This is a genomic window from Corynebacterium sp. UMB9976, from assembly GCF_030212265.1.
In the GTDB taxonomy this organism is placed as follows: Bacteria; Actinomycetota; Actinomycetes; order Mycobacteriales; family Mycobacteriaceae; genus Corynebacterium.
Window position 1 is genome coordinate 1 of the sequence record NZ_JASODY010000004.1, and the last position, 18,779, is coordinate 18,779.

Sequence of the window (18,779 nt, forward strand, 5' to 3'; positions counted from 1 at the left end):
CAACCTCGGCATCCAAAAAGGCTGGATCAAATAACCGCAACACGCCCGGAAAAGACACACTTTTCTTTACTTAACCCTAAAAACACAAAACCGGCGCCGTTGGAAAATAAAAACCAAGGCGCCGGTTTGTCCATCATGTCGCGACTGAGCTGTCAACTATGTCGCGACTGATGACAATGAGCCGATGACGGGAATCGAACCCGCGTATTCAGCTTGGGAAGCTGACATTCTACCATTGAATTACATCGGCAAATGTGTCCTGGACACTAGCGATTAAGTATAGGGCACGCGCGGGGGAGCAGCCAAAAGGCCAGGCCGTTAGCGTCGCGTCCGTCGCTGCACGGTGGTCAATGTCGAGTGTCACTCGGTGGCCAAAGCCGACTGTCACGCGGTGGCCCAATCAGAGCCCCGCTCAGTGGTGTGGGGGTTCGGCGCGGGTTGCTCGGTTAGACTGGGAGACGTGCTTCTTTCAGATCGTGACCTCCGTTCAGAAATCGCCGCCGGTCAGCTCGGCATCGAGCCTTTTGATGCCTCGATGGTGCAGCCCTCCTCTGTGGACGTGCGGCTGGATAGCCTGTTCCGGGTGTTCAATAACTCCCGGTACACCCACATCGACCCGAAGCTGCCGCAGGAGGAGCTCACCACCCTCGTGGAGGTGGAAGGCGAGGAGCCCTTCATCCTGCACCCGGGGGAGTTCGTCCTCGGCGCGACGCTTGAGAAGTTCACGATCCCCGATCACCTGGCAGGCCGCCTGGAGGGCAAGTCCTCGCTGGGGCGCCTGGGGCTGCTGACCCACTCCACCGCGGGCTTCATCGACCCGGGTTTCTCCGGTCACATCACCCTGGAGCTTTCCAATACCTCGAACCTGCCGATCGCCCTGTACCCGGGGATGAAGGTCGGTCAGCTGGCTATTTTCAAGCTCTCCAGCCCCGCCGAGAACCCCTATGGTTCGGGTGCGGTGGGCTCGAAGTACCAGGGCCAGCGCGGTCCGACTCCGTCGAAGGCTTATCTGAACTTCCGCAAGTAGCGGCCCCGATCCGGCGTCGCTGACGCGCTGCCCGTCACGCAACCGAATCCGTGCGTATCGTGTGGGGCATGCGGATGACTGTTGTCGGCACCGGCTACTTGGGAGCAACACACGCAGCGTGCATGGCCGAGCTCGGCCATGACGTGCTGGGGGTGGATACCGATCCAGCGAAAGTCGAAAGGCTCAACGCTGGTAAATCCCCGTTCTATGAACCGGGATTAAAGAAACTTTTGAAACGGGGGGTCAGCGCCGGAAAACTGCGCTTCACCACCGACCCGGCAGAGGCCGCTGAGTTTGCTAACACGCACTTCCTCTGCGTCGGCACCCCGCAGCAGGCCGGCGGTGCGGGGGCCGACCTCAGCCAGATCTACGCCGTCGTCGACGCCTTGGCTCCGCTACTACGCGGCGATCACGTCCTGTTGGGTAAGTCCACCGTCCCCGTCGGGACCACCCCGGTGCTGCAGGAACGGATGGACCGGCTCATCCACGCCGCGGCGGCGCAGGCAGCAGCCAAGAAAACCGGCAGCAAGAAAGGCTCGAAGGCTAAGAAGGGTTCCGCCCCGGTGGCGAGCTGCACCGTCGCATGGAACCCCGAGTTTCTCCGCGAATCCACGGCAGTAGACGACACCCTGCACCCTGACCGCATCGTCGTCGGAGCGCGGGACGAGGACCGCGAGAAGGTCGAAAAGCTCGTCCGGGAGATCTACGCCGAACCCCTGGCCGAGGGCTCGCCGCTGATGATGATGGACCCCGCAACCGCGGAGCTGGTGAAGACGAGCGCGAACTCCTTCCTCGCCACCAAGATCAGCTTCATCAATGCGGTCGCCGATCTCTGCGACGCCTCCGGTGGGGACGTCACGGCACTCGCCGCGGCCCTGGGTGCGGACCGTCGCATCGGCAAGTCTTTCCTCCACGCCGGTCTCGGATTCGGTGGTGGTTGCCTGCCGAAGGACGTCCGTGCGTTCATGACCACCGCCGAAGAGCTCGGCGCGACCGGGGCCAGCGGCCTGCTGAGCCAGGTGGACGCGATCAACAACTCCCGCCGCGACAAGGTGGAACACATGGCCCACGAGGTCTTCGGTGGGGACGTCACCGGCCGGAGCATCACCGTGCTGGGCGCCGCCTTCAAACCCCGCAGCGACGATGTGCGCGAGGCGCCGGGAGTGGACATCGCGATGCGGCTCTACCAGGCCGGGGCGCACGTGCGCATCTACGACCCGAAGGCGAAGAAGACCGCCCGCCTGGCGGCCCCCGAGCTGCAGCACGCCCCCACGCTTCCCGAGGCTCTGCAGGGCGCGGAGCTGGTGATCGTGGCCACCGAGTGGCCGAAGTTCCGCCGGTTGAAGCCGGCCGAGGCGCTGGCCGCCGTGCAGGCCGGCCCCGCCCCCGGGGCGGGAGTAGCGCCGGGCGAGAAGAAGAAAAAGAAGGCGCCCACCGTGATCGATGGGCGCAATTGCCTGGACCAGCAGGCCTGGGAGGACGCCGGCTGGCGGGTGTTGGCGCTCGGCCGCAGCCGCACGCTCGCCTAAGTCCACGGCGCACCGGGGAGGGGGTGCGTCCGGCTGCTACTGGCGGTAGCTGGCCAGGAAGTTCCCCAGCCGCTCGATGGCGTTCTCGATATCGCGGGCCCACGGCAGCGTGACCATGCGGAAGTGATCCGGGGTCGGCCAGTTGAAGCCCGTGCCCTGCACCAGGTGGATCTTCTCCGCGCGGAGCAGGTCGAACATCAGCTTCTCGTCGTCGTGGATCTCGTGGACGTTCGGGTCCAGCTTCGGGAAGGCGTACAGTGCGCCCATCGGCTTCACGCAGCTCACGCCGGGGATCTCGTTGAGCTTCTCCCACGCCATGTTGCGCTGCTCCAGCAGGCGGCCACCCGGCAGCACGAGGTCGTCGATGGACTGGCGGCCGGAGATCGCCACCTGGATGGCGTGCTGGGCCGGAACATTCGGGCACAGCCGAGTCCCGGCGAGCAGCGTCAGGCCTTCCAGGAAGCCCTCCGCATGCCCCTTCGGGCCGGTGATGACCAGCCAACCGGAGCGGTAACCAGCGACCCGGTAGGCCTTGGAGAGGCCGTTGAAGGTCAGGCACAGCAGGTCCGGGCACAGGCTCGCGATGTTGATGTGCTCGGCGTCGTCGTAAAGGATCTTGTCGTAGATCTCGTCAGCCAGGATGAGCAGGGAGTGCTCGCGGGCCACATCCACGATCTGCTGCAGGATCTCCTTGGAGTACACCGCGCCGGTCGGGTTATTCGGGTTGATCACCACGATGGCCTTGGTGCGCTCGGTGACCTTGGAACGGATGTCCTCGATGGAGGGGTTCCAGTTGTCCTCCTCGTCGCACAGGTAGTGCACCGGCTTACCGCCGGACAGGGACGTCGACGCCGTCCACAGCGGGTAGTCCGGGGACGGGATGAGGACCTCGTCGCCGTCGTCGAGCAGGGCCTGCATCGTCATCGTGATCAGCTCGGACACACCGTTACCCAGGAAGACGTCCTCGACGTCGAACTCCGGGAAGCCCGGGATGACCTCGTAGCGGGCGACGATCGCGCGGCGGGCGGAGATGATGCCCTTGGAGGTGGAGTAACCCTGCGCGTGCGGCAGAGCGGAGATCATGTCGCGCATGATCACATCCGGGGCCTCGAAGCCGAACTCGGCGGGGTTTCCGGTGTTCAGCTTGAGGATCCGGTGGCCGTCGGCGGCCATGCGCTCGGCCTCCGCGTTGACTGGGCCGCGGATCTCGTAGAGAACGTTAGCCAGCTTCGAGGACTGGTTCAGGTGGCGCAATTGGCTGGGGCGTAGGGGCTTACTCATTCTTCAAACCTTGCCAGGGTGGCAAGCGTTTCGCCAGCATTTCGGCTAGTTCCGTCCGCCGTTTCCGGTTTCCGCCCCGCCGTTGTTCCCGCCACCGCGGTGACCGCCGCCGGTGCCGCCGTCGCCGCCCGTGAGTCGGTCGATGACGTCGCCTGGGTTAGGGATGATGCCCTCGTTCCCGCCGTTGTTGCCGGTGCCGGGGTTCGGTTGCGGCTCGGTGTTGCCGTTATTTCCCTGGGCTGGTGGCTTTGGTGTGTTCGAGGAGGGCTTGCGCTTCGAGCTTGGGGCTTTGCTCGTGGTTTCCTCGGAGGGTTCCGGGGTGGTCTCCTCTGGCTCCGGGGCGGGTTCGTAGTAGCCGGGGTCGACATACCCCGGGTCCACGTAGCCACCGTTGGGTGCGCCGGCGTTCGGGTCGCGCTCGTACTTGCTGGTGGTGGTCGCCGCTGGGCGGGACGGGGTGATCGCGCCGGTGGGGGACTCGTTAGCCTCCGCGGTGGTCTTCGCCTTGCCCATGAAGAGGATCCCGAAGGCGATGGCAGCGATCACCGCCACGGTCAGGATGATTGCCATCCAGCCCCAGGTGGGGAGCTTGCCCATGGGGGACTTCATGTCCGAGGCGAGGTTTTCGCGCCAGGGGCGGTCGTCCTCATCCAGTTCCTCGGGGTTCTGGTCGGTGTCCGTGACGTCCTTGTCCGTTGCCTCGGGGGAGTCGCCCGCGACGGGGGAGGCTGCGGTATCGGCGTTCGTGTCCTCGTGGTTGACGGCGGGGCTGTCAGTCTTCGGGTCGGCGTTGACGTCGACGTCGCCCTGCGCGTTGTCCTGAGGGGTGTTTTCCGTGGGGTTGGGCGGTGCCGGGGTGGCGCCGTCGGTCGTGGCCTCGGACATCTCCGCGTCGGTTGCGGGCGTGCTTGACCGTGCGACGTCTCGCTCAGAGTTGCCGGGGGTCGTCATTAGCTCGCCTTCTTACGTGGGGGGAACGGCGGGGGTTAGGACTGAAGTTTATGTTCTTCGATTCAGTGCCGACAATCGTGCAGGTAGGTCGCTTATCGGAGGGCTGGCGAAAAATTCCAAATGTTACTGGTGTTACTCGTGTGACTTCTTTCCTGCTTGATGTAAGATGCGAGAATGCTGAAAAACCTTAAAAATCGCCGTGGGTTCAAGCGTGCCGCCGCCGTGGCTTTCAGCGGGCTGCTGGCGCTGGGCTTGGGCCTGGGGGAACTGCCCACCACACCAAAGGCTGAGGCGCAGCTGCCACCGCTGCCAGCCGTCCCACAGTCTTCCGACTTCCAGCTCCCGCAGGTTCAGCTGCCGAACCTCGGGGACATCCGCCTGCCGAACGGCCAGCGGGTGCAGGACGCCCTCCCGCCGGGCTCCAGCCTGCCGGGCGCGCCAGCACCGGCGCCGAAGGGTCGCCCGAACAACGCGAAGCCAGCGCCGCGCATCGGCAATGGCAAATCCATCAACGTGTACACCAAGTCCACCGGCCGCAACCGCCGGTACATCATGCACGTCCCGACTCACTACAACCCGAGCCGCCCCACCCCGGTGATCTTCGGCTTCGACGGCTGGCGCGATAGCCCGGAGAACTTCCGCCGCTACTCCCGCCTGCACGAGACGGGTGCGGCCCGCGAGGCGATCCGCATTTACCCGGAGTCCATCAACCACGGCTGGGAAGGCGCACCGTACGCCACCGTCCGTGGCGGCGAGGACCTGCGCTTCGTCACCCAGATCATCGACGAGGTTGACCGCACCTACAACATCGACCGTCGCCGCATCTACGCGACCGGTCACTCCAACGGTGGCGGCATGACCGCCGTCGTCGCGTGCCACCTGCCTCACGTCTTCGCGGGGGTCGCGTCCGTGGGCGGTGCCTACTACAACCCGGTGAACTCCGGCTGCAAGAACCTGCCGATCCCGATCCTCGTGATGCACGGTACCGGCGACACGATGATGCGCTACCACGGCGGCACCCGCCACGGCGGGCGCCCGTACCTGAGCGTCCCGCGCCTGATGAACAGCTACAAGGCCCGCAATGGCTGTGCTCCGCAGCCAGCGATCCACAACATCCCGGGCGGCAAGCGCCACGTCTACCGCTGCGCCCGCGCTGAGACGCAGCTGATCACCAACCCGCAGAACCACACCTGGAACCGCGTGCCGGATGCCAGCCAGGAAGTCTGGAACTTTCTGAAGCGCCAGCGCCTCTAGGCCACCGGCTGGGAGCGAGCAGGCAGGCGCCCACCTAGGGTGGTGGGCATGACCTTCCGCCTCGACTTCCATCAATCTGCCGAACGTACCGCACCCCTCCTGTTGGGAGGGGTGCTTCGTTCTGGGCAAGTGGCCGTACGCCTCACCGAGGTGGAGGCCTACGTGGGGCGCAATGATCCCGCATCGCACGCCTACAACGGACCCACGCCCCGGTGCGAAACGATGTTCGGCCCACCGCAGCGGCTCTACGTCTACGCCAGCTACGGGATTCACCGCGCCGGGAACCTGGTGTGCCACCCGGAAGGCGAGGCGGGCGGAATCCTGCTGCGCGCCGGTGAGGTGATTGCGGGCAAGGAGCTGGTGCGGCAGCGGCGCGGGGAGAAGCATGCCGAGGAGAACCTGGCCCGCGGCCCCGGAAACCTCGGCCAGGCTATGGGCTTCGACCTGCACCTCGACGGTTCGCGGGTGATCCAGGTCGACGATGCGCTGGGCGTGGCTGACCCCGAGGAGGGGGTGCTGTACCTGCAGCCGCCGGCGGAGCGGGCGGAGTTTGTCGCTGGGCCGCGTATCGGGATTTCGAAGAATGTGGCCGCCCCGCTGCGCTTCTGGATCCCGGGGGATCGGACGGTCACCTCCCCGCGCGGCCGGCCGCAGCGTTAGTCCAGCGCTTTACCGCTGGGTGGGGCGCTGGGCTGCGAACAAAGTTTCTAGCAGGGGCTGGAGTAGTCCGCGACGCGCTGGAGCTTGCGGGCGTTGCCCTCGCCGCGGTTTTCGGCGGCACACACGCCAGCCAGGTCGTTGCCGTATTTGATGTAGACGGGATAGACGTACGCGCCGTCGACGCGGCCACGGAAAGCCGCGCATTGGTCGGGGTAAGTAGCCTCTGCGCCGGGATGGGCCGCGAGGCTCTTGCGGACCAATGGCTTTGGATCCTGGCCCGGGGCACCACGACGGAATCGACGATCAGCGCGTAGCTACCGTCGCAGGGCGGGTACGGCAGCCAGTCACCGCCCGGCGGGAGGTCGTCCGAGGGCAGCGCGCTGTTGTGCTGGGAGCCGGAGGCGGAATCGTCGCTGGAAGACGACGGAGTGTCATCGCACAGCAGGTGTCCCTGATACATCTTGTTCACCAGCCGCGGCGGCACCTTGTCCTCAACCAGGGTGTCGCGCTCGTAGCACGGGCTGAGGGCTCCGCTCGAGTGGCGGCCATGGTTTTCGTAGGTGCGCCAGGCATCGCCCGTCCAATAGAACAGCTTGGTGTGGTCGGTGCCGGTGTCACCAACGAGAGCCCATGTGCCATCGCAAAAGGAGCTGGTCGGTCGCCGCATTCCGGATCCAGAGATTGCTTCACCGCAGGAGCCCTTGCTCGGAGTGGTGTCCTCTGTGGTGCTGGTCGGTGACTCCGATGTTTCGGTGGTGGGCGTTGCGGTGGCCTCCGTCGACGCAGTGGAGGACGGTGCTTCCTGTGCCGTCGAAGTTTCCTCCGATGAGCTGCGTTGCTTGAGGTACCAGCCACCCCCGCCGACGACCGCGAGGGCGAGGAGCACGATGAGAGTAATGATGACCGGCTTCTTCGAGGAACCTTGTGGTGTTTCAGGGCCGTCGGATCCGCCGGGCGTCGGGGGCGGGTTGTTACCCCAAGAGCTGGTGCCTTGATTGGGGGACGGGCTCGGTTGCTTCCATGGGTTTTCTTCGGCCCAGGGGTTGGAAGGTTCCAATGGTGCTCCTCCATATAGTCATGTGATTACCCGCGGATCACATGTTTCAGGCTTCCTGCTTACGCCGTAGATATTATATTTTCCGACACTGTGGAGATGGCGAAATGGGAGTTTCGCACCGGGTGTATCCGGCTAGGTCAACCCGAGGATAGTGGTTGGAAACGGCGGCAGGGGCGTGCAATGTGATGGGGCGCTATTTATCGAAGGGGATTGCTGCGGGGTGCCGCATAAAAAGAACCGCACCTGCTTCGGTAGCAGGTGCGGTTCTTCAGTCCAGAGGCGGTGCCTCTTGGCCCGGCCCTTAGGCGTTAGGAGCGCCTGGGGCGCCCGGTGCGCCCGGGGTGTTGCGGGTCAGCTTGATGACCCCACCCTCGGTGGTCGCGCCACCGGCCGGCTTATCCGCGGCCGGAGCGGCGGGAGCCTCAGCGGCCTTCGGTGCTTCCTCGGCTGGGGTCTCCTCAGCGCCAGCCTCCTCGGCTGGAGCCTCGGCCTGCTCTTCGGCCGGGGCCTGTGGCGCTGCTGGCTCCGCCGGGGCAGCTGGCGCAGCAGACTGCGGGGCAGCAGCCGGTGCGGCAGGAGCCGCGGGAGCGCCCGGTGCACCCGGAGCGCCCGGGGTGGAGGCAGCGAGCTTAATCACGCCACCCTCTTCGGCTGCGCCCGATGCTGGTGCAGCAGCCTGTGGTGCCTCAGCTGCCGGGGCAGTAGCCTCAGCTGGAGCCTCTGCCTGCTCGCTCTGCTCGGCTGCCGGTGCGGCCGGAGCCTCAGCTGGTTCAGCCGCTGGAGCTGCTGCAGGGGCAGCTGCCGGCGCAGCCGGTGCACCCGGAGCTCCTGGTGCGCCCGGAGTGGTGCTGCCCAGCTTGATAGCGCCGGACTCGGTCTTCTCCGCAGCCGGTGCTGCTGCTGGCTTCTCAGCTGCAGCGGAGCCCTCGCTTGCCGGAGCTGCTGGAGCAGCCGGAGCCGCTGGAGCGGAGGCACCCGGGGCTGCCGGTGCGCCTGGAGCACCCGGAGCGGCAGGAGCCTTTGGCGCAGCTGGGGCGGAAGCGCCCGGAGCCGCCGGAGCACCCGGGGCGCCTGGAGCACCAGGAGCGCCCGGTGCAGCAGGAGCTGCTGGGGCCGACGGGGCACCTGCAGACGGTGCAGCAGGAGCGGCTGGGGCACCTGGAGCTGCCGGAGCACCCGGAGTAGCAGGAGCCTTCGGTGCAGCCGGGGCGGAAGCGCCCGGTGCCGCTGGGGCACCCGGAGCTGCTGGAGCGCCTGCAGACGGCGCCGCCGGAGCACCCGGGGCCGACGGTGCGGCCGGAGCACCTGGCGCCGCTGGGGCAGCCGGGGCGCCCGCAGCAGGAGCTGCTGGGGCACCTGGTGCGGCCGGAGCAGCAGGAGCACCTGGAGCAGAAGGAGCAGCCGGAGCGCCACCAGGCGCGCCCGGAGCGGCGGCAGCGGCACCCGCGGCGCCAGCTGCAGCGGCACCACCGGCGGCAGCGGCAGCCTCCTTCTTCTTCTTGTCCTCGGCAGCCTTGGCCTCCGCCTTGCGCTTCTTCTCCTCTTCAGCGCGGCGCTTCTCTTCCTCAGCGGCCTTACGCTCGGCCTCCTCGCGGGCCAGCTTCTCCTCGTCGACCCAGCCACGCTCAGGGGCGGCCAGGAACTCAGGGGAGCGCGGTGCCGGCAGCTCGCCGTCGACCAGGATGGACTCGCGGAACATCTGGGCGATGTCCAGAACCTGGGTGCGCTCGCTCTTGTCCTCGATGTCTGCCTGACGGTTGTTCACACCGTCGTTGATCATCGTCTTACAGAACGGGCAACCAATCGCGATGGCGTCCGCGCCGGTGGCCAGCGCCTCGTCCGTGCGGTTCAGGTTGATGCGGGAACCGAGGTCCTCCTCCATCCACATGCGGGCACCACCAGCACCACAGCAGAAGCCGGTGTTGCGGTTGCGCGGCATCTCGGTGAGCTCAGCACCGGAGGCGCCGATCAGCTCACGCGGGGCGTCGAAGACCTTGTTGTGGCGGCCCAGGAAGCACGGGTCGTGGTAGGTCACGGTACGGCTGGAGTTCGGCGTGTTCACCGGCTCCAGGTAGCCCTTCTGGACCAGCTTGTTCAGCAGCTGGGTGTGGTGGATGACCTCGTAGTTACCGCCCATCTCCGGGTACTCATTGCGCAGGGAGTTGAAGCAGTGAGCACAGGTAACAACGATCTTGCGCTGCTTCGGCGGCACGCCCTCGAAGGCGTTGTCCAGGATCTCGATGTTCTGCTCAGCCAGCATCTGGAAGAGGAACTCGTTACCGGCGCGGCGGGCGGAGTCACCCGTGCAGCCCTCGTTCTCACCCAGGACGGCGAACTTCACACCAGCGGTGTACAGCAGCTCCGCGACCGCGCGGGTCGTCTTGGTGGCGTTGTCGTCGTAGACACCGGCGCAACCGACCCAGAACAGGTACTCGGTGTCGTCGAAGTTCTCGATGTCCTCGCCGAAGACCGGCACCTCGATGCCGTCGGCCTTTGCCTTCTCGATCCAGTCGGAACGCTGGCTGTTGTTCTGGCCCCAAGGGTTGCCCTTGGTCTCCATGTTCTTGAACAGGCCACCCAGCTCGGTCGGGAACTCGGACTCAGCCAGCACCTTGTAGCGGCGCATGTCGACGATGTGGTCGATGTGCTCGATGTCCACCGGGCACTGCTCGACACAGGCACCACAGTTGGTGCAGGACCACAGGACGTCCGGGTCGATAACGCCCATCTCGCCCTCGGCGACCAGCTGCAGCAGCGGCATGTCGGCGTGCGCCTCGGCTGCCGGGTCCACCTCGGTGGCGTCGCCGGTGAACAGGCCGCCACCGGCAGGGGCAGAGGCCTTCTCCAGCAGGTACGGGGCAGAGGAGACCGCGTGGTCACGCAGGTCCATGATGAGCTTCTTCGGGCTCAGCGGCTTCTCCGTGTTCCACGCCGGGCACTGCTCCTGGCAGCGGCCACACTCGGTACAGGAGGTGAAGTCCATCCAGCCCTTCCAGGTGAAGTCCTCGATGGAGCCCGCGCCGATGTTATCCGTGTCCGGATCGGCGTTTTCCATGGTCAGGATGCGACCCTGGGAAGTCATTGGCTTCGCCGCGCCGAGCGCGTTACGGCCGTCGGAGTTGCGCTTCAGGAAGATGTTGAAGAACGCCATGAAGCGGTGCCATGCGACACCCCAGGTGATGTTCTGGCCAACGATGAACAGCCAGACCATGCCGGAGAGCAGCTTGATCAGCGCGAAGATGGAGACCATCAGCGGGGACTCCGGCAGGATCTTCGCGATCTGCATCGTCAGGAAGTCGGTGGCGGCGTGGCCGCCCTCGTAGCTGGCGAAGGTGGCGATCTTGCCGGCCTTCACGAACATCATGCCCAGGCCCTCAAGCAGGACCACGATCTCGACGAAGTACGCGGCCTTGGCGTTGGAGCCGTAGAAGCGGGCCTTGCGCTCCTTATCGCCGATGTTCTGGCGGATGATGATCAGGGCGATGATGCCCAGCGTGGTGCCGATACCCAGGATCTCGTCAACGAAGTGGTAGACGGCCCAGTTGCCGATGATCGGCCAGCCACCCTCCGGGTTGAAAGTCTGAATGTAGGCCTCGAACCAGACCAGTGAGCCCAGGAGGAAGCCCACCATGACGAACCAGTGGGCGATCGCAACCCCAGGCTTCTTGGCCATCTTCGTGTGGCCCAGGATTTCCTTGATCAGGTTGCCGAGGCGGGCGCCGGGGTTATCCGTGCGCTTCAGCGCCGGCTGGCCCAGGCGGATCGTCTTGAAGATCTGCAGGGCACCGCGGATGAAGAAAATCCAGGCTGGGATGGAGAGCAGCGCGCCAATGATCCCCAGGGGGACCGTGACATTCCACGGAATGTCAGTGCTTGTCGCCTGCCCTGCTGCAAGCAGGTACATGGAGTACTCCTTTATAAGCCAGTCTCGGATGAGCTGGATACCTATAATTCCGTTACTTCATGGGTACGTTAGCAGCTTAACCGCAGGTATATACACTTTTTCGGCCTCGCCCCGGGGGCGAAATAAGCAATAGAAATGTTGCTTAAATTGTGTGCTGGCTCACGAATCGGCGCTCTACCACCAGTGATGCGGAACACATCGCCATCGGGGTCGCGCTTTAGTTCCCCTGCCCTTGTGCGATGCGGATCATCTGACGGCGGTCGCGGCGCCCCTCGCTGGTCCGGTGCAGGTGGTACATGTAGACGGTTCCTTCGACGCGTGTGACCTCCACCGCCACCTCCGCGTTCTTTAGGTCCTTCTCGAGTCGCCGCGCATCCCGCATCGGCTGGCTGTGCCCACCGACGAAGACGTGGAAGGCGGAACCCGCCCACTGGCGCCACTCCTGGCGTTCCATGACGCCGGGGTTGACCTTCGCGTTATTCAGCTGGCCGCCGGCCCAGCGGTGGGAGACCTCCTTTAAGTAGGACGCCACCCTTCCCGTGTGTTCCTGCTGCCAGCCGCTCGCGACGAGGTCGTACCAGGGGTCGACGAGGATGACGTTGGCGGGGCTGGCGTCCGGCAGGAATGCCAGCAGGCTGCCGAGGGCGAGCGCTGCTCCGGAGCCATCGGCGATGACCGTGATGTTCTCCGCCCCGTGCTCCTTCAGGAGATCCTGGTAGGCCCGGCGTACCAACGGCACGGCTTCCCGGGCGGTGTAGTCCGGCAGTCGGCCGGAGAGGGGGATGTCAACGCGCAGGCCTGCGTCCACCAGGTCGGTGACGAAGCGCCAGGCGGCGGTGGGCATGTAGTCGGAGAAGTCGCCGCCCGGAATGTAGAGGACGGCGCGTTTGGCGGTCTGCTGGGGCGTGAGCTCGTCGAGGGCTGGTGCGTTCGGGTCATACTCCTGCGCCTCGGCGGATTGAGAGTCTCCGAAGATCATCTGGGTGATGGAGTAAATGGGAAAGCCTGAGTGCCAGTGCTCGAAGACGGCATAGTGCTGGCGCACCTCGTGGTGTGGATCCGGCACGATGGCAGTCTTCCGGGCAATGCCGGTTTGCTTCTTGGCGCGCTGAACGCGCGGGTCCGGAAAGAGTGCGGCGATGTGCATCGACAGGCTCATGGCTGTTTAGCCTAGTCTGCGCTGCGGAAATCGTGGAAGCTGAGCGCATTGCACTCAATTTGGCTTGACCGGGAATGAAATCTCTGGATACTTGGTTACAGAAGTTGAGGCGCTGGCACTCATGCAGGGCCTCCGAGGCCGCCGAAGGGCTCAAAACAACTCAAAATCGCCGATTTTCGGAGAAATTTAAAAGATTTTCCGAACGCTGGGAATAAAACTTGAGTCTAGGGCGCTAAGGCTTAGTGAGAGGCTCGCAAGGGCCAGCACATAAAACCCACAACAAAAAGGAGAAAAGACAATGGGACGCGCAGTAGGTATTGACCTGGGAACCACGAACTCTGTGGTGTCGGTGCTCGAGGGCGGCGAGGCAACCGTTATCGCCAACTCCGAGGGCGCACGCACCACGCCTTCCGTCGTAGCCTTCGCTAAGAACGGCGAGGTTCTGGTCGGTCAGTCCGCAAAGAACCAGGCGGTCACCAACGTTGACCGCACCATCAGCTCCGTCAAGCGCCACATCGGCGACGACAGCTGGAACGTCGAAATCGACGACAAGAAGTACACCGCACAGGAGATCTCCGCACGCACGCTGATGAAGCTGAAGCGCGACGCCGAGTCCTACCTGGGCGAGGACGTCACCGACGCGGTCATCACCGTGCCGGCTTACTTCAACGACTCCCAGCGCCAGGCAACCAAGGACGCCGGCCAGATCGCAGGCCTGAACGTCCTGCGCATCGTCAACGAGCCGACCGCCGCAGCGCTGGCATACGGCCTGGAGAAGGGCGACAAGGAGCAGACCATCCTGGTCTTCGACCTCGGTGGCGGTACTTTCGACGTCTCCCTCCTGGAGATCGGCGACGGTGTCGTCGAGGTCCGTGCAACCTCCGGTGACAACAAGCTCGGCGGTGACGACTGGGACCAGGCGATCGTCGACTGGTTGGTCGAGAAGTTCAAGAACGCCAACGGCATCGACCTGACCAAGGACAAGATGGCCCTGCAGCGCCTCCGCGAGGCCGCTGAGAAGGCGAAGATCGAGCTCTCCAGCTCCCAGCAGGCAAGCATCAACCTGCCGTACATCACCGTCGACGGCGACAAGAACCCGCTGTTCCTGGACGAGACGCTGAGCCGCACCGAGTTCCAGCGCATCACCCAGGACCTGTTGGACCGCACCAAGAAGCCTTTCCAGGCCGTCCTCAAGGACGCCGACGTCGATATCAACGAGATTGAGCACGTCGTCCTGGTCGGTGGTTCCACCCGCATGCCAGCCGTGACCGACCTGGTCAAGGAGCTGACCGGCGGCAAGGAGCCGAACAAGGGCGTGAATCCGGACGAGGTTGTCGCTGTCGGTGCGGCGCTGCAGGCTGGTGTTCTGCGCGGTGAGGTTAAGGACGTCCTCCTGCTCGACGTCACCCCGCTGTCCCTCGGTATCGAGACCAAGGGTGGCGTGATGACCAAGCTCATCGAGCGCAACACCACCATCCCGACGAAGCGTTCCGAGACCTTCACCACGGCTGAGGACAACCAGCCTTCCGTGCAGATCCAGGTGTTCCAGGGTGAGCGCGAGATGGCGCAGCACAACAAGCTGCTCGGTTCCTTCGAGCTCGGCGGTATCGCTCCGGCCCCGCGCGGTGTCCCGCAGATCGAGGTGACCTTCGACATCGACGCCAACGGCATCGTGCACGTCACCGCGAAGGATAAGGGCACTGGCAAGGAGAACACGATCAAGATCCAGGATGGCTCCGGCCTCTCCCAGGACGAGATCGACCAGATGATCAAGGACGCCGAGGCTCACGCTGAGGAGGACAAGAAGCGCCGCGAGGAGCAGGAAGTCCGTAACTCCGCAGAGTCCACCGTCTACCAGACCCGCAAGTTCGTCGAGGACAACAAGGACAAGGTCTCCGAGGACATCCAGAACAAGGTCGAGGAGGCAGCCAAGGCTGTCGACGAGGCCCTGAAGGGTGAGGATATCGAGGCCATCAAGGACGCCATGGAGAAGCTCTCCGCGGAGTCCCAGGAGATGGGTAAGGCCATCTACGAGTCCGAGGCAGCCCAGGCTGGCGAGGCAGGCGGCGCTGAGGATGCAGGCTCCGAGGATCCGAACGTCGTCGACGCTGAGGTTGTCGACGAGGACGACAGCGAGGATGAGAAGAAGTAATGACGAACGCACACACCTCCGGCGAGATGCCGGATAACCCAGGTGATCCGGCGGTCACTGACCCAGAGGCGGATGCGGCCGTCGACAATGCCGGCGAGGCGCCGGGCGAGTCCCCCGAAGCGGCCGTGAAGGCCCAGGAGGACGCCCAGCGCGACGCCGCCGAGGCAGCAGCCGACGACGCTGCGGCCGACCTGGCCGACGGCGACGACACGGTCGACCCTTCGGTGGACCCGGAGGCTGCGGTTAGCCCGGCTGAGGCCGAGCTGGCCGAGCGCACCGAGGACCTGAAGCGGGTTACCGCCGAGTACGCCAACTACCGTCGTCGCGCTGAGCGCGACCGGGAGGCAGCGGTGGAGGCGGCCAAGGCCGGCCTGGCGACGGACCTCCTGCCGATCCTGGACGACCTGGATCTGGCAGCCGAGCACGGCGACCTGACCGGGCCGCTCAAGGCAATGTCCGACAAGCTGAACACGGTTCTGCGCGGGGCCAAGGTTGAGGTCTTCGGCGCCGAGGGCGATGCCTTCGACCCGGAGCTTCATGAGGCCGTGCAAGACATGTCTTCCGGCGACGAGAAGGCGGTCGGCACCGTGCTCCGCAAGGGCTACCGCATGGGGGAGCGCGTGCTCCGCCACGCGATGGTCGTCATCGCGGATCCGCAGTAGCGGCGCAAAGTAGCGCCGAACTGGGCCGGCCGGCGCGCCGGCTGATCCGGGAGCTGGCTCTGGGGCTTACCCCTGGGGCCGCGGCGTGACCGCTTGAAACGCATAGGAAACCCCAGCACTGCACGGTGCTGGGGTTTCGTGCTGCCACGAGGTAGGGGGCGGAGCTGTGCGCGGGGCGCTTAGTTTTCTGGGCACCACCGGCCGGCCTGGAGGAAGGGACTAGAGGCCTGGCCCACCTGGTCCTGGTTCGCCGGGGCCACCCGGCCCGCCGAAACCAAAACCGCCGTCGCCATCCAGGCCATCGCTGATGCGCCCCATCAGGTACGGGGTGGGCTTGACCTGGATCTCCACCTGGCGATCCTTATCGCCCCAGACTACGTCCGTGAACGTGGTGACCTCACCCATGTGCAGCAGATGCAGTCGCGGGCTGATCTGGCCCGGCTGTGAGCTGTACTGCTCCGCCGCCATCGTTGCCATCAGCCCAATCGACCCCATGAGGTCGTTGCCATTGGTGACCTCGCGCGCCAGGGTCAGGTGGCGGTGTGGGCTGGCGAAAATGATGCCCGAGCTCAAGTCCACATCGGGGCGATGACGGGCGAAAAGCTCCTCCAAGAACAGCGGGGCAGAGCCGGCGTAATAGGAGCTGGACTCGATGGACCACACCATCTCCGGGTCCTGCTCGCCATCGTGGGGCAGAACGCCCGAATCCGAGCGCACCTCCCGGAAGCGCAGGTCGGACTCGATGAGGTCCTGCCACAAGTTGCGGTATCCCATCCGGTAGAGGTGTTCCACCAGGCCGCGGTCGTCGAGGTCGCGCTCCGTGAGCGCTCGAATTCCGCCGGGGCGGTCCAGGCAGAGGCGCACGATGAGGTCATCGGCGTAGGGGCGGACGGGGGAGTCCTTATCGAACTGGAAAGCACCCTTCGGTGCCACGCCCAGCTCCTTCTTTACCGGCGCCAGGCGCACGCGCATCGCGGCATAAAAATCCGCATCACGCATCTGGGAAACCGGGACCTCGGTGGGGTCCTGCGGGGTGACGACCTGCGGGGTCGCGGGGGAGCCGTCCGCCTCGCCGTTCGGGCTCGCGGCGTCCGGAAAAGCAGCAGCGTCGGGCTGCTGGACCGGGGCGCTTTCCGCACCGCTGGCGGCGGTGGGTTGGCCGAAGAGCCGTTCAAACCAATTGGGCTTCCGAGAGGTCATAGCCTCCAGCCTAACCGTTCGGGCGGAAAACCCCAGAAGAAGGAATACTTTGCCCGCAGAAGCGTTAAGGCAGAATGGAAGCGCAAAGTTCAGCGCGGTAGACTCAAGGTTGAGTTGCGGGGCGTGCCCTGAGCAGCGCCGAACGGCATCGCGCAATAGCGCAAAAAATTTAGAAAAACAGCAGATGAGAACGAAGGCAGAAGACAATGAACCGTGAATGGATAGACAAGGACTATTACAAAGACCTCGGTGTGAGCGACAGCGCCAGCGCTGAGGAGATTAAGAAGGCCTACCGCAAGATCGCGCGGGATAACCACCCGGATAAACACCCCGGGGATACCGCAGCTGAAAACCGCTTTAAGGCAGCCTCCGAGGCCTACTCCGTCGTGGGTGATAAGGAGAAGCGCAAGGAATACGACGAGCTGAAGTCCATGGTCGCCTCCGGTGGCATGGGTGGCGGCTTTAGCGGTGCCCCAGGTGGCTTTAGCGGCTTCGGCGGCGGTGGCGGCGGCCGATTCGGCGGCTTTAGCGGTGGCACCGGGATGGGCGAGGAATTCAACATCTCGGACATCTTCGGCGACGTCTTCGGCGGCTCAAGCAGCGGCGGAGGCGGCGGGTTTAGCGGCTTCGGCGGCGGAGGCGGGCGGCGCCAGCGCAAGCGCAGCCGGGGCGCGGACGTAGAAACCGAGATCACCCTCGAATTCCGGGAAGCCACCAAGGGCGTGACCGTGCCCATCCGGCTCACCAGCGCGGCCCCCTGTACCAACTGCCACGGCTCCGGCGCGAAGCCCGGCACCAGCCCGCGCACCTGCGGGACCTGTAGCGGCAACGGACTGGTCTCCGAGGACCGGGGCGCGTTCGGATTCTCCCGGCCTTGCCCGGACTGCTCCGGCACCGGCACCCGCATCGAGGACCCGTGCCCGGACTGCTCCGGCACCGGCCAGCAGCACCGCCCCCGCACCATCACCGTCCGCGTGCCGGCCGGTGTGGTCGACGGGCAGAAGGTCCGCCTGGCAGGGCAGGGTGCCGCAGGCGAACGTGGCAAGCCCTCCGGCGACCTCTTCGTCACCGTCCACGTCAAGCCGGACAAGGTCTTCACCCGAAGCGGCGACGACCTGCAGCTCACCGTCCCGGTCAGCTACACCGAACTCGTCCTCGGTGGGGCGGTCACCGTCCCGACCCTGGACTCGAAGGTGCGCGTGCGCATCCCACAGGGCACCGCGGACGGCACGACCCTCCGGGTGCGGGGACGCGGCGTCCACAAGCGCAACGGCAACAGCGGCGACCTGCTGGTCACCGTGAAGGTGGAGATCCCGAACAACCTCGACGAAGGCGCGATGAGCGCCCTGCGCAGTTACGCCGAGGAGGAGAAGCGCTCCGGCTTCGACCCTCGTGCCAACTGGCCCGGTCGGGACTAACAGCCAGGAAGTGGAGGTGAAAGCCAATGTCTGAGGCAAGCAAGAAGCAGGGCCCGAATGAGCAGGCCGGGCCGGAAACCGGCGGGGCCAGAAGCAAGGGGGAGGAGCAGGAGGTCTTCGTGATCTCCGTGGCCGCCGAGATCACCGGCATGCACGCCCAAACCCTGCGCACCTACGACCGCATGGGGTTGGTCACCCCACAGCGCACCCGTGGTGGCGGGCGGCGCTACTCCCGGGACGATATCGCCCAGCTGCTGGAGATCCAGCGGCTCTCCCACGAGGAGGGCGTGAACCTCGCGGGCATCCAGCGCATCATCGAGCTGGAGGAACAGTTGCAGGCTGCACAGCAGGAAAATGCGGTGCTGCGCCAGCAGCTCGCCAACGCCCGAGGCGAATCGCGGGGCCGCAGCCGCGGCGAGATCGTGCACGTGCCGCGCTCCACCGCGGTGGTGCTGTGGGAGCAGCGGCGCAAGCGCTAGCGGTATGGCTAGCCAGCCTGCCAGTGAGACGTTTCAGGCCCGCTCC

15 protein-coding genes and 1 tRNA gene are annotated in these 18,779 nt (G+C 65.5%); 9 read left to right on the top strand and 7 right to left on the bottom strand.

Annotated features, from left to right (window positions below):
* Window positions 1–179: 179 nt before the first annotated feature.
* A tRNA-Gly gene (locus QP140_RS03410) sits at window positions 180–250 on the bottom strand.
* 210 nt (window positions 251–460) lie between these two features.
* On the opposite strand from QP140_RS03410, the gene dcd reads away from it, so the two are divergent.
* Both dcd and QP140_RS03420 read left to right on the top strand, forming a co-directional pair.
* Window positions 461–1,027, top strand: coding sequence for a dCTP deaminase (dcd, locus tag QP140_RS03415; RefSeq protein ID WP_041628532.1), 567 nt, complete (start codon window positions 461–463; stop codon window positions 1,025–1,027).
* A gap of 74 nt (window positions 1,028–1,101) precedes the next feature.
* Window positions 1,102–2,556, top strand: coding sequence for a UDP-glucose dehydrogenase family protein (locus tag QP140_RS03420; protein WP_284758297.1), 1,455 nt, complete (start codon window positions 1,102–1,104; stop codon window positions 2,554–2,556).
* A gap of 36 nt (window positions 2,557–2,592) precedes the next feature.
* On the opposite strand, the gene QP140_RS03425 is transcribed toward QP140_RS03420, so the two are convergent.
* Together QP140_RS03425 and QP140_RS03430 are read right to left on the bottom strand one after the other, a co-directional pair.
* A complete protein-coding gene (locus QP140_RS03425) occupies window positions 2,593–3,837 on the bottom strand; it encodes a pyridoxal phosphate-dependent aminotransferase (protein ID WP_070760390.1) in 1,245 nt (414 codons plus the stop codon).
* Between the two features lie 45 nt (window positions 3,838–3,882).
* Entirely contained in the window at window positions 3,883–4,788 is a 906-nt protein-coding gene (locus QP140_RS03430; protein WP_284758167.1) for a hypothetical protein, read from the bottom strand.
* Window positions 4,789–4,962: 174 nt separating this feature from the next.
* Between QP140_RS03430 and QP140_RS03435 the strand changes: the two genes are divergently transcribed.
* Together QP140_RS03435 and QP140_RS03440 are read left to right on the top strand one after the other, a co-directional pair.
* Window positions 4,963–6,042, top strand: coding sequence for an alpha/beta hydrolase family esterase (locus QP140_RS03435; RefSeq protein WP_284758169.1), 1,080 nt, complete (start codon window positions 4,963–4,965; stop codon window positions 6,040–6,042).
* 48 nt (window positions 6,043–6,090) lie between these two features.
* Entirely contained in the window at window positions 6,091–6,702 is a 612-nt protein-coding gene (locus QP140_RS03440; RefSeq protein ID WP_284758170.1) for a DNA-3-methyladenine glycosylase, read from the top strand.
* A gap of 47 nt (window positions 6,703–6,749) precedes the next feature.
* On the opposite strand, the gene QP140_RS03445 is transcribed toward QP140_RS03440, so the two are convergent.
* Window positions 6,750–6,962, bottom strand: a complete 213-nt coding sequence (locus tag QP140_RS03445; RefSeq protein WP_284758172.1) for a hypothetical protein — start codon at window positions 6,960–6,962, stop codon at window positions 6,750–6,752.
* 372 nt (window positions 6,963–7,334) lie between these two features.
* On the opposite strand from QP140_RS03445, the gene QP140_RS03450 reads away from it, so the two are divergent.
* Entirely contained in the window at window positions 7,335–7,697 is a 363-nt protein-coding gene (locus QP140_RS03450; protein ID WP_284758174.1) for a hypothetical protein, read from the top strand.
* A 363-nt stretch (window positions 7,698–8,060) separates the two neighbouring features.
* Here QP140_RS03450 and QP140_RS03455 read toward each other — a convergent pair whose 3' ends face one another.
* Window positions 8,061–11,663, bottom strand: coding sequence for a (Fe-S)-binding protein (locus QP140_RS03455; RefSeq protein ID WP_284758176.1), 3,603 nt, complete (start codon window positions 11,661–11,663; stop codon window positions 8,061–8,063).
* 217 nt (window positions 11,664–11,880) lie between these two features.
* The gene (locus tag QP140_RS03460) at window positions 11,881–12,822 is read right to left on the bottom strand and encodes an alpha/beta hydrolase fold domain-containing protein (RefSeq protein ID WP_284758178.1); all 942 of its coding nucleotides are present in this window, start codon (window positions 12,820–12,822) and stop codon (window positions 11,881–11,883) included.
* Window positions 12,823–13,120: 298 nt separating this feature from the next.
* Between QP140_RS03460 and dnaK the strand changes: the two genes are divergently transcribed.
* Entirely contained in the window at window positions 13,121–14,974 is a 1,854-nt protein-coding gene (dnaK, locus tag QP140_RS03465; protein ID WP_284758180.1) for a molecular chaperone DnaK, read from the top strand.
* Window positions 14,974–15,636, top strand: coding sequence for a nucleotide exchange factor GrpE (gene grpE, locus QP140_RS03470; protein ID WP_284758182.1), 663 nt, complete (start codon window positions 14,974–14,976; stop codon window positions 15,634–15,636). Before dnaK ends, grpE begins: the two co-directional genes overlap by 1 nt.
* Before the next feature lie 219 nt (window positions 15,637–15,855).
* Here grpE and QP140_RS03475 read toward each other — a convergent pair whose 3' ends face one another.
* Window positions 15,856–16,836, bottom strand: coding sequence for a hypothetical protein (locus QP140_RS03475; protein WP_284758184.1), 981 nt, complete (start codon window positions 16,834–16,836; stop codon window positions 15,856–15,858).
* A gap of 206 nt (window positions 16,837–17,042) precedes the next feature.
* On the opposite strand from QP140_RS03475, the gene dnaJ reads away from it, so the two are divergent.
* Together dnaJ and QP140_RS03485 are read left to right on the top strand one after the other, a co-directional pair.
* Window positions 17,043–18,254, top strand: coding sequence for a molecular chaperone DnaJ (gene dnaJ / locus QP140_RS03480; protein ID WP_284758186.1), 1,212 nt, complete (start codon window positions 17,043–17,045; stop codon window positions 18,252–18,254).
* 26 nt (window positions 18,255–18,280) lie between these two features.
* The gene (locus QP140_RS03485) at window positions 18,281–18,733 is read left to right on the top strand and encodes a heat shock protein transcriptional repressor HspR (protein WP_284758187.1); all 453 of its coding nucleotides are present in this window, start codon (window positions 18,281–18,283) and stop codon (window positions 18,731–18,733) included.
* Window positions 18,734–18,779 lie beyond the last annotated feature (46 nt).

What these genes read in the sequence shown, in the direction of transcription:
- QP140_RS03455 (WP_284758176.1), bottom strand. Translation starts at nt 11,663, where the DNA reads ATGTACCTGCTTGCAGCAGGGCAGGCGACAAGCACTGACATTCCGTGG.
- dnaJ (WP_284758186.1), top strand. Translation starts at nt 17,043, where the DNA reads ATGAACCGTGAATGGATAGACAAGGACTATTACAAAGACCTCGGTGTG.
- dnaK (WP_284758180.1), top strand. Translation starts at nt 13,121, where the DNA reads ATGGGACGCGCAGTAGGTATTGACCTGGGAACCACGAACTCTGTGGTG.
- QP140_RS03475 (WP_284758184.1), bottom strand. Translation starts at nt 16,836, where the DNA reads ATGACCTCTCGGAAGCCCAATTGGTTTGAACGGCTCTTCGGCCAACCC.
- QP140_RS03430 (WP_284758167.1), bottom strand. Translation starts at nt 4,788, where the DNA reads ATGACGACCCCCGGCAACTCTGAGCGAGACGTCGCACGGTCAAGCACG.
- QP140_RS03420 (WP_284758297.1), top strand. Translation starts at nt 1,102, where the DNA reads ATGACTGTTGTCGGCACCGGCTACTTGGGAGCAACACACGCAGCGTGC.
- QP140_RS03460 (WP_284758178.1), bottom strand. Translation starts at nt 12,822, where the DNA reads ATGAGCCTGTCGATGCACATCGCCGCACTCTTTCCGGACCCGCGCGTT.
- QP140_RS03440 (WP_284758170.1), top strand. Translation starts at nt 6,091, where the DNA reads ATGACCTTCCGCCTCGACTTCCATCAATCTGCCGAACGTACCGCACCC.
- QP140_RS03425 (WP_070760390.1), bottom strand. Translation starts at nt 3,837, where the DNA reads ATGAGTAAGCCCCTACGCCCCAGCCAATTGCGCCACCTGAACCAGTCC.
- QP140_RS03435 (WP_284758169.1), top strand. Translation starts at nt 4,963, where the DNA reads ATGCTGAAAAACCTTAAAAATCGCCGTGGGTTCAAGCGTGCCGCCGCC.
- QP140_RS03485 (WP_284758187.1), top strand. Translation starts at nt 18,281, where the DNA reads ATGTCTGAGGCAAGCAAGAAGCAGGGCCCGAATGAGCAGGCCGGGCCG.
- grpE (WP_284758182.1), top strand. Translation starts at nt 14,974, where the DNA reads ATGACGAACGCACACACCTCCGGCGAGATGCCGGATAACCCAGGTGAT.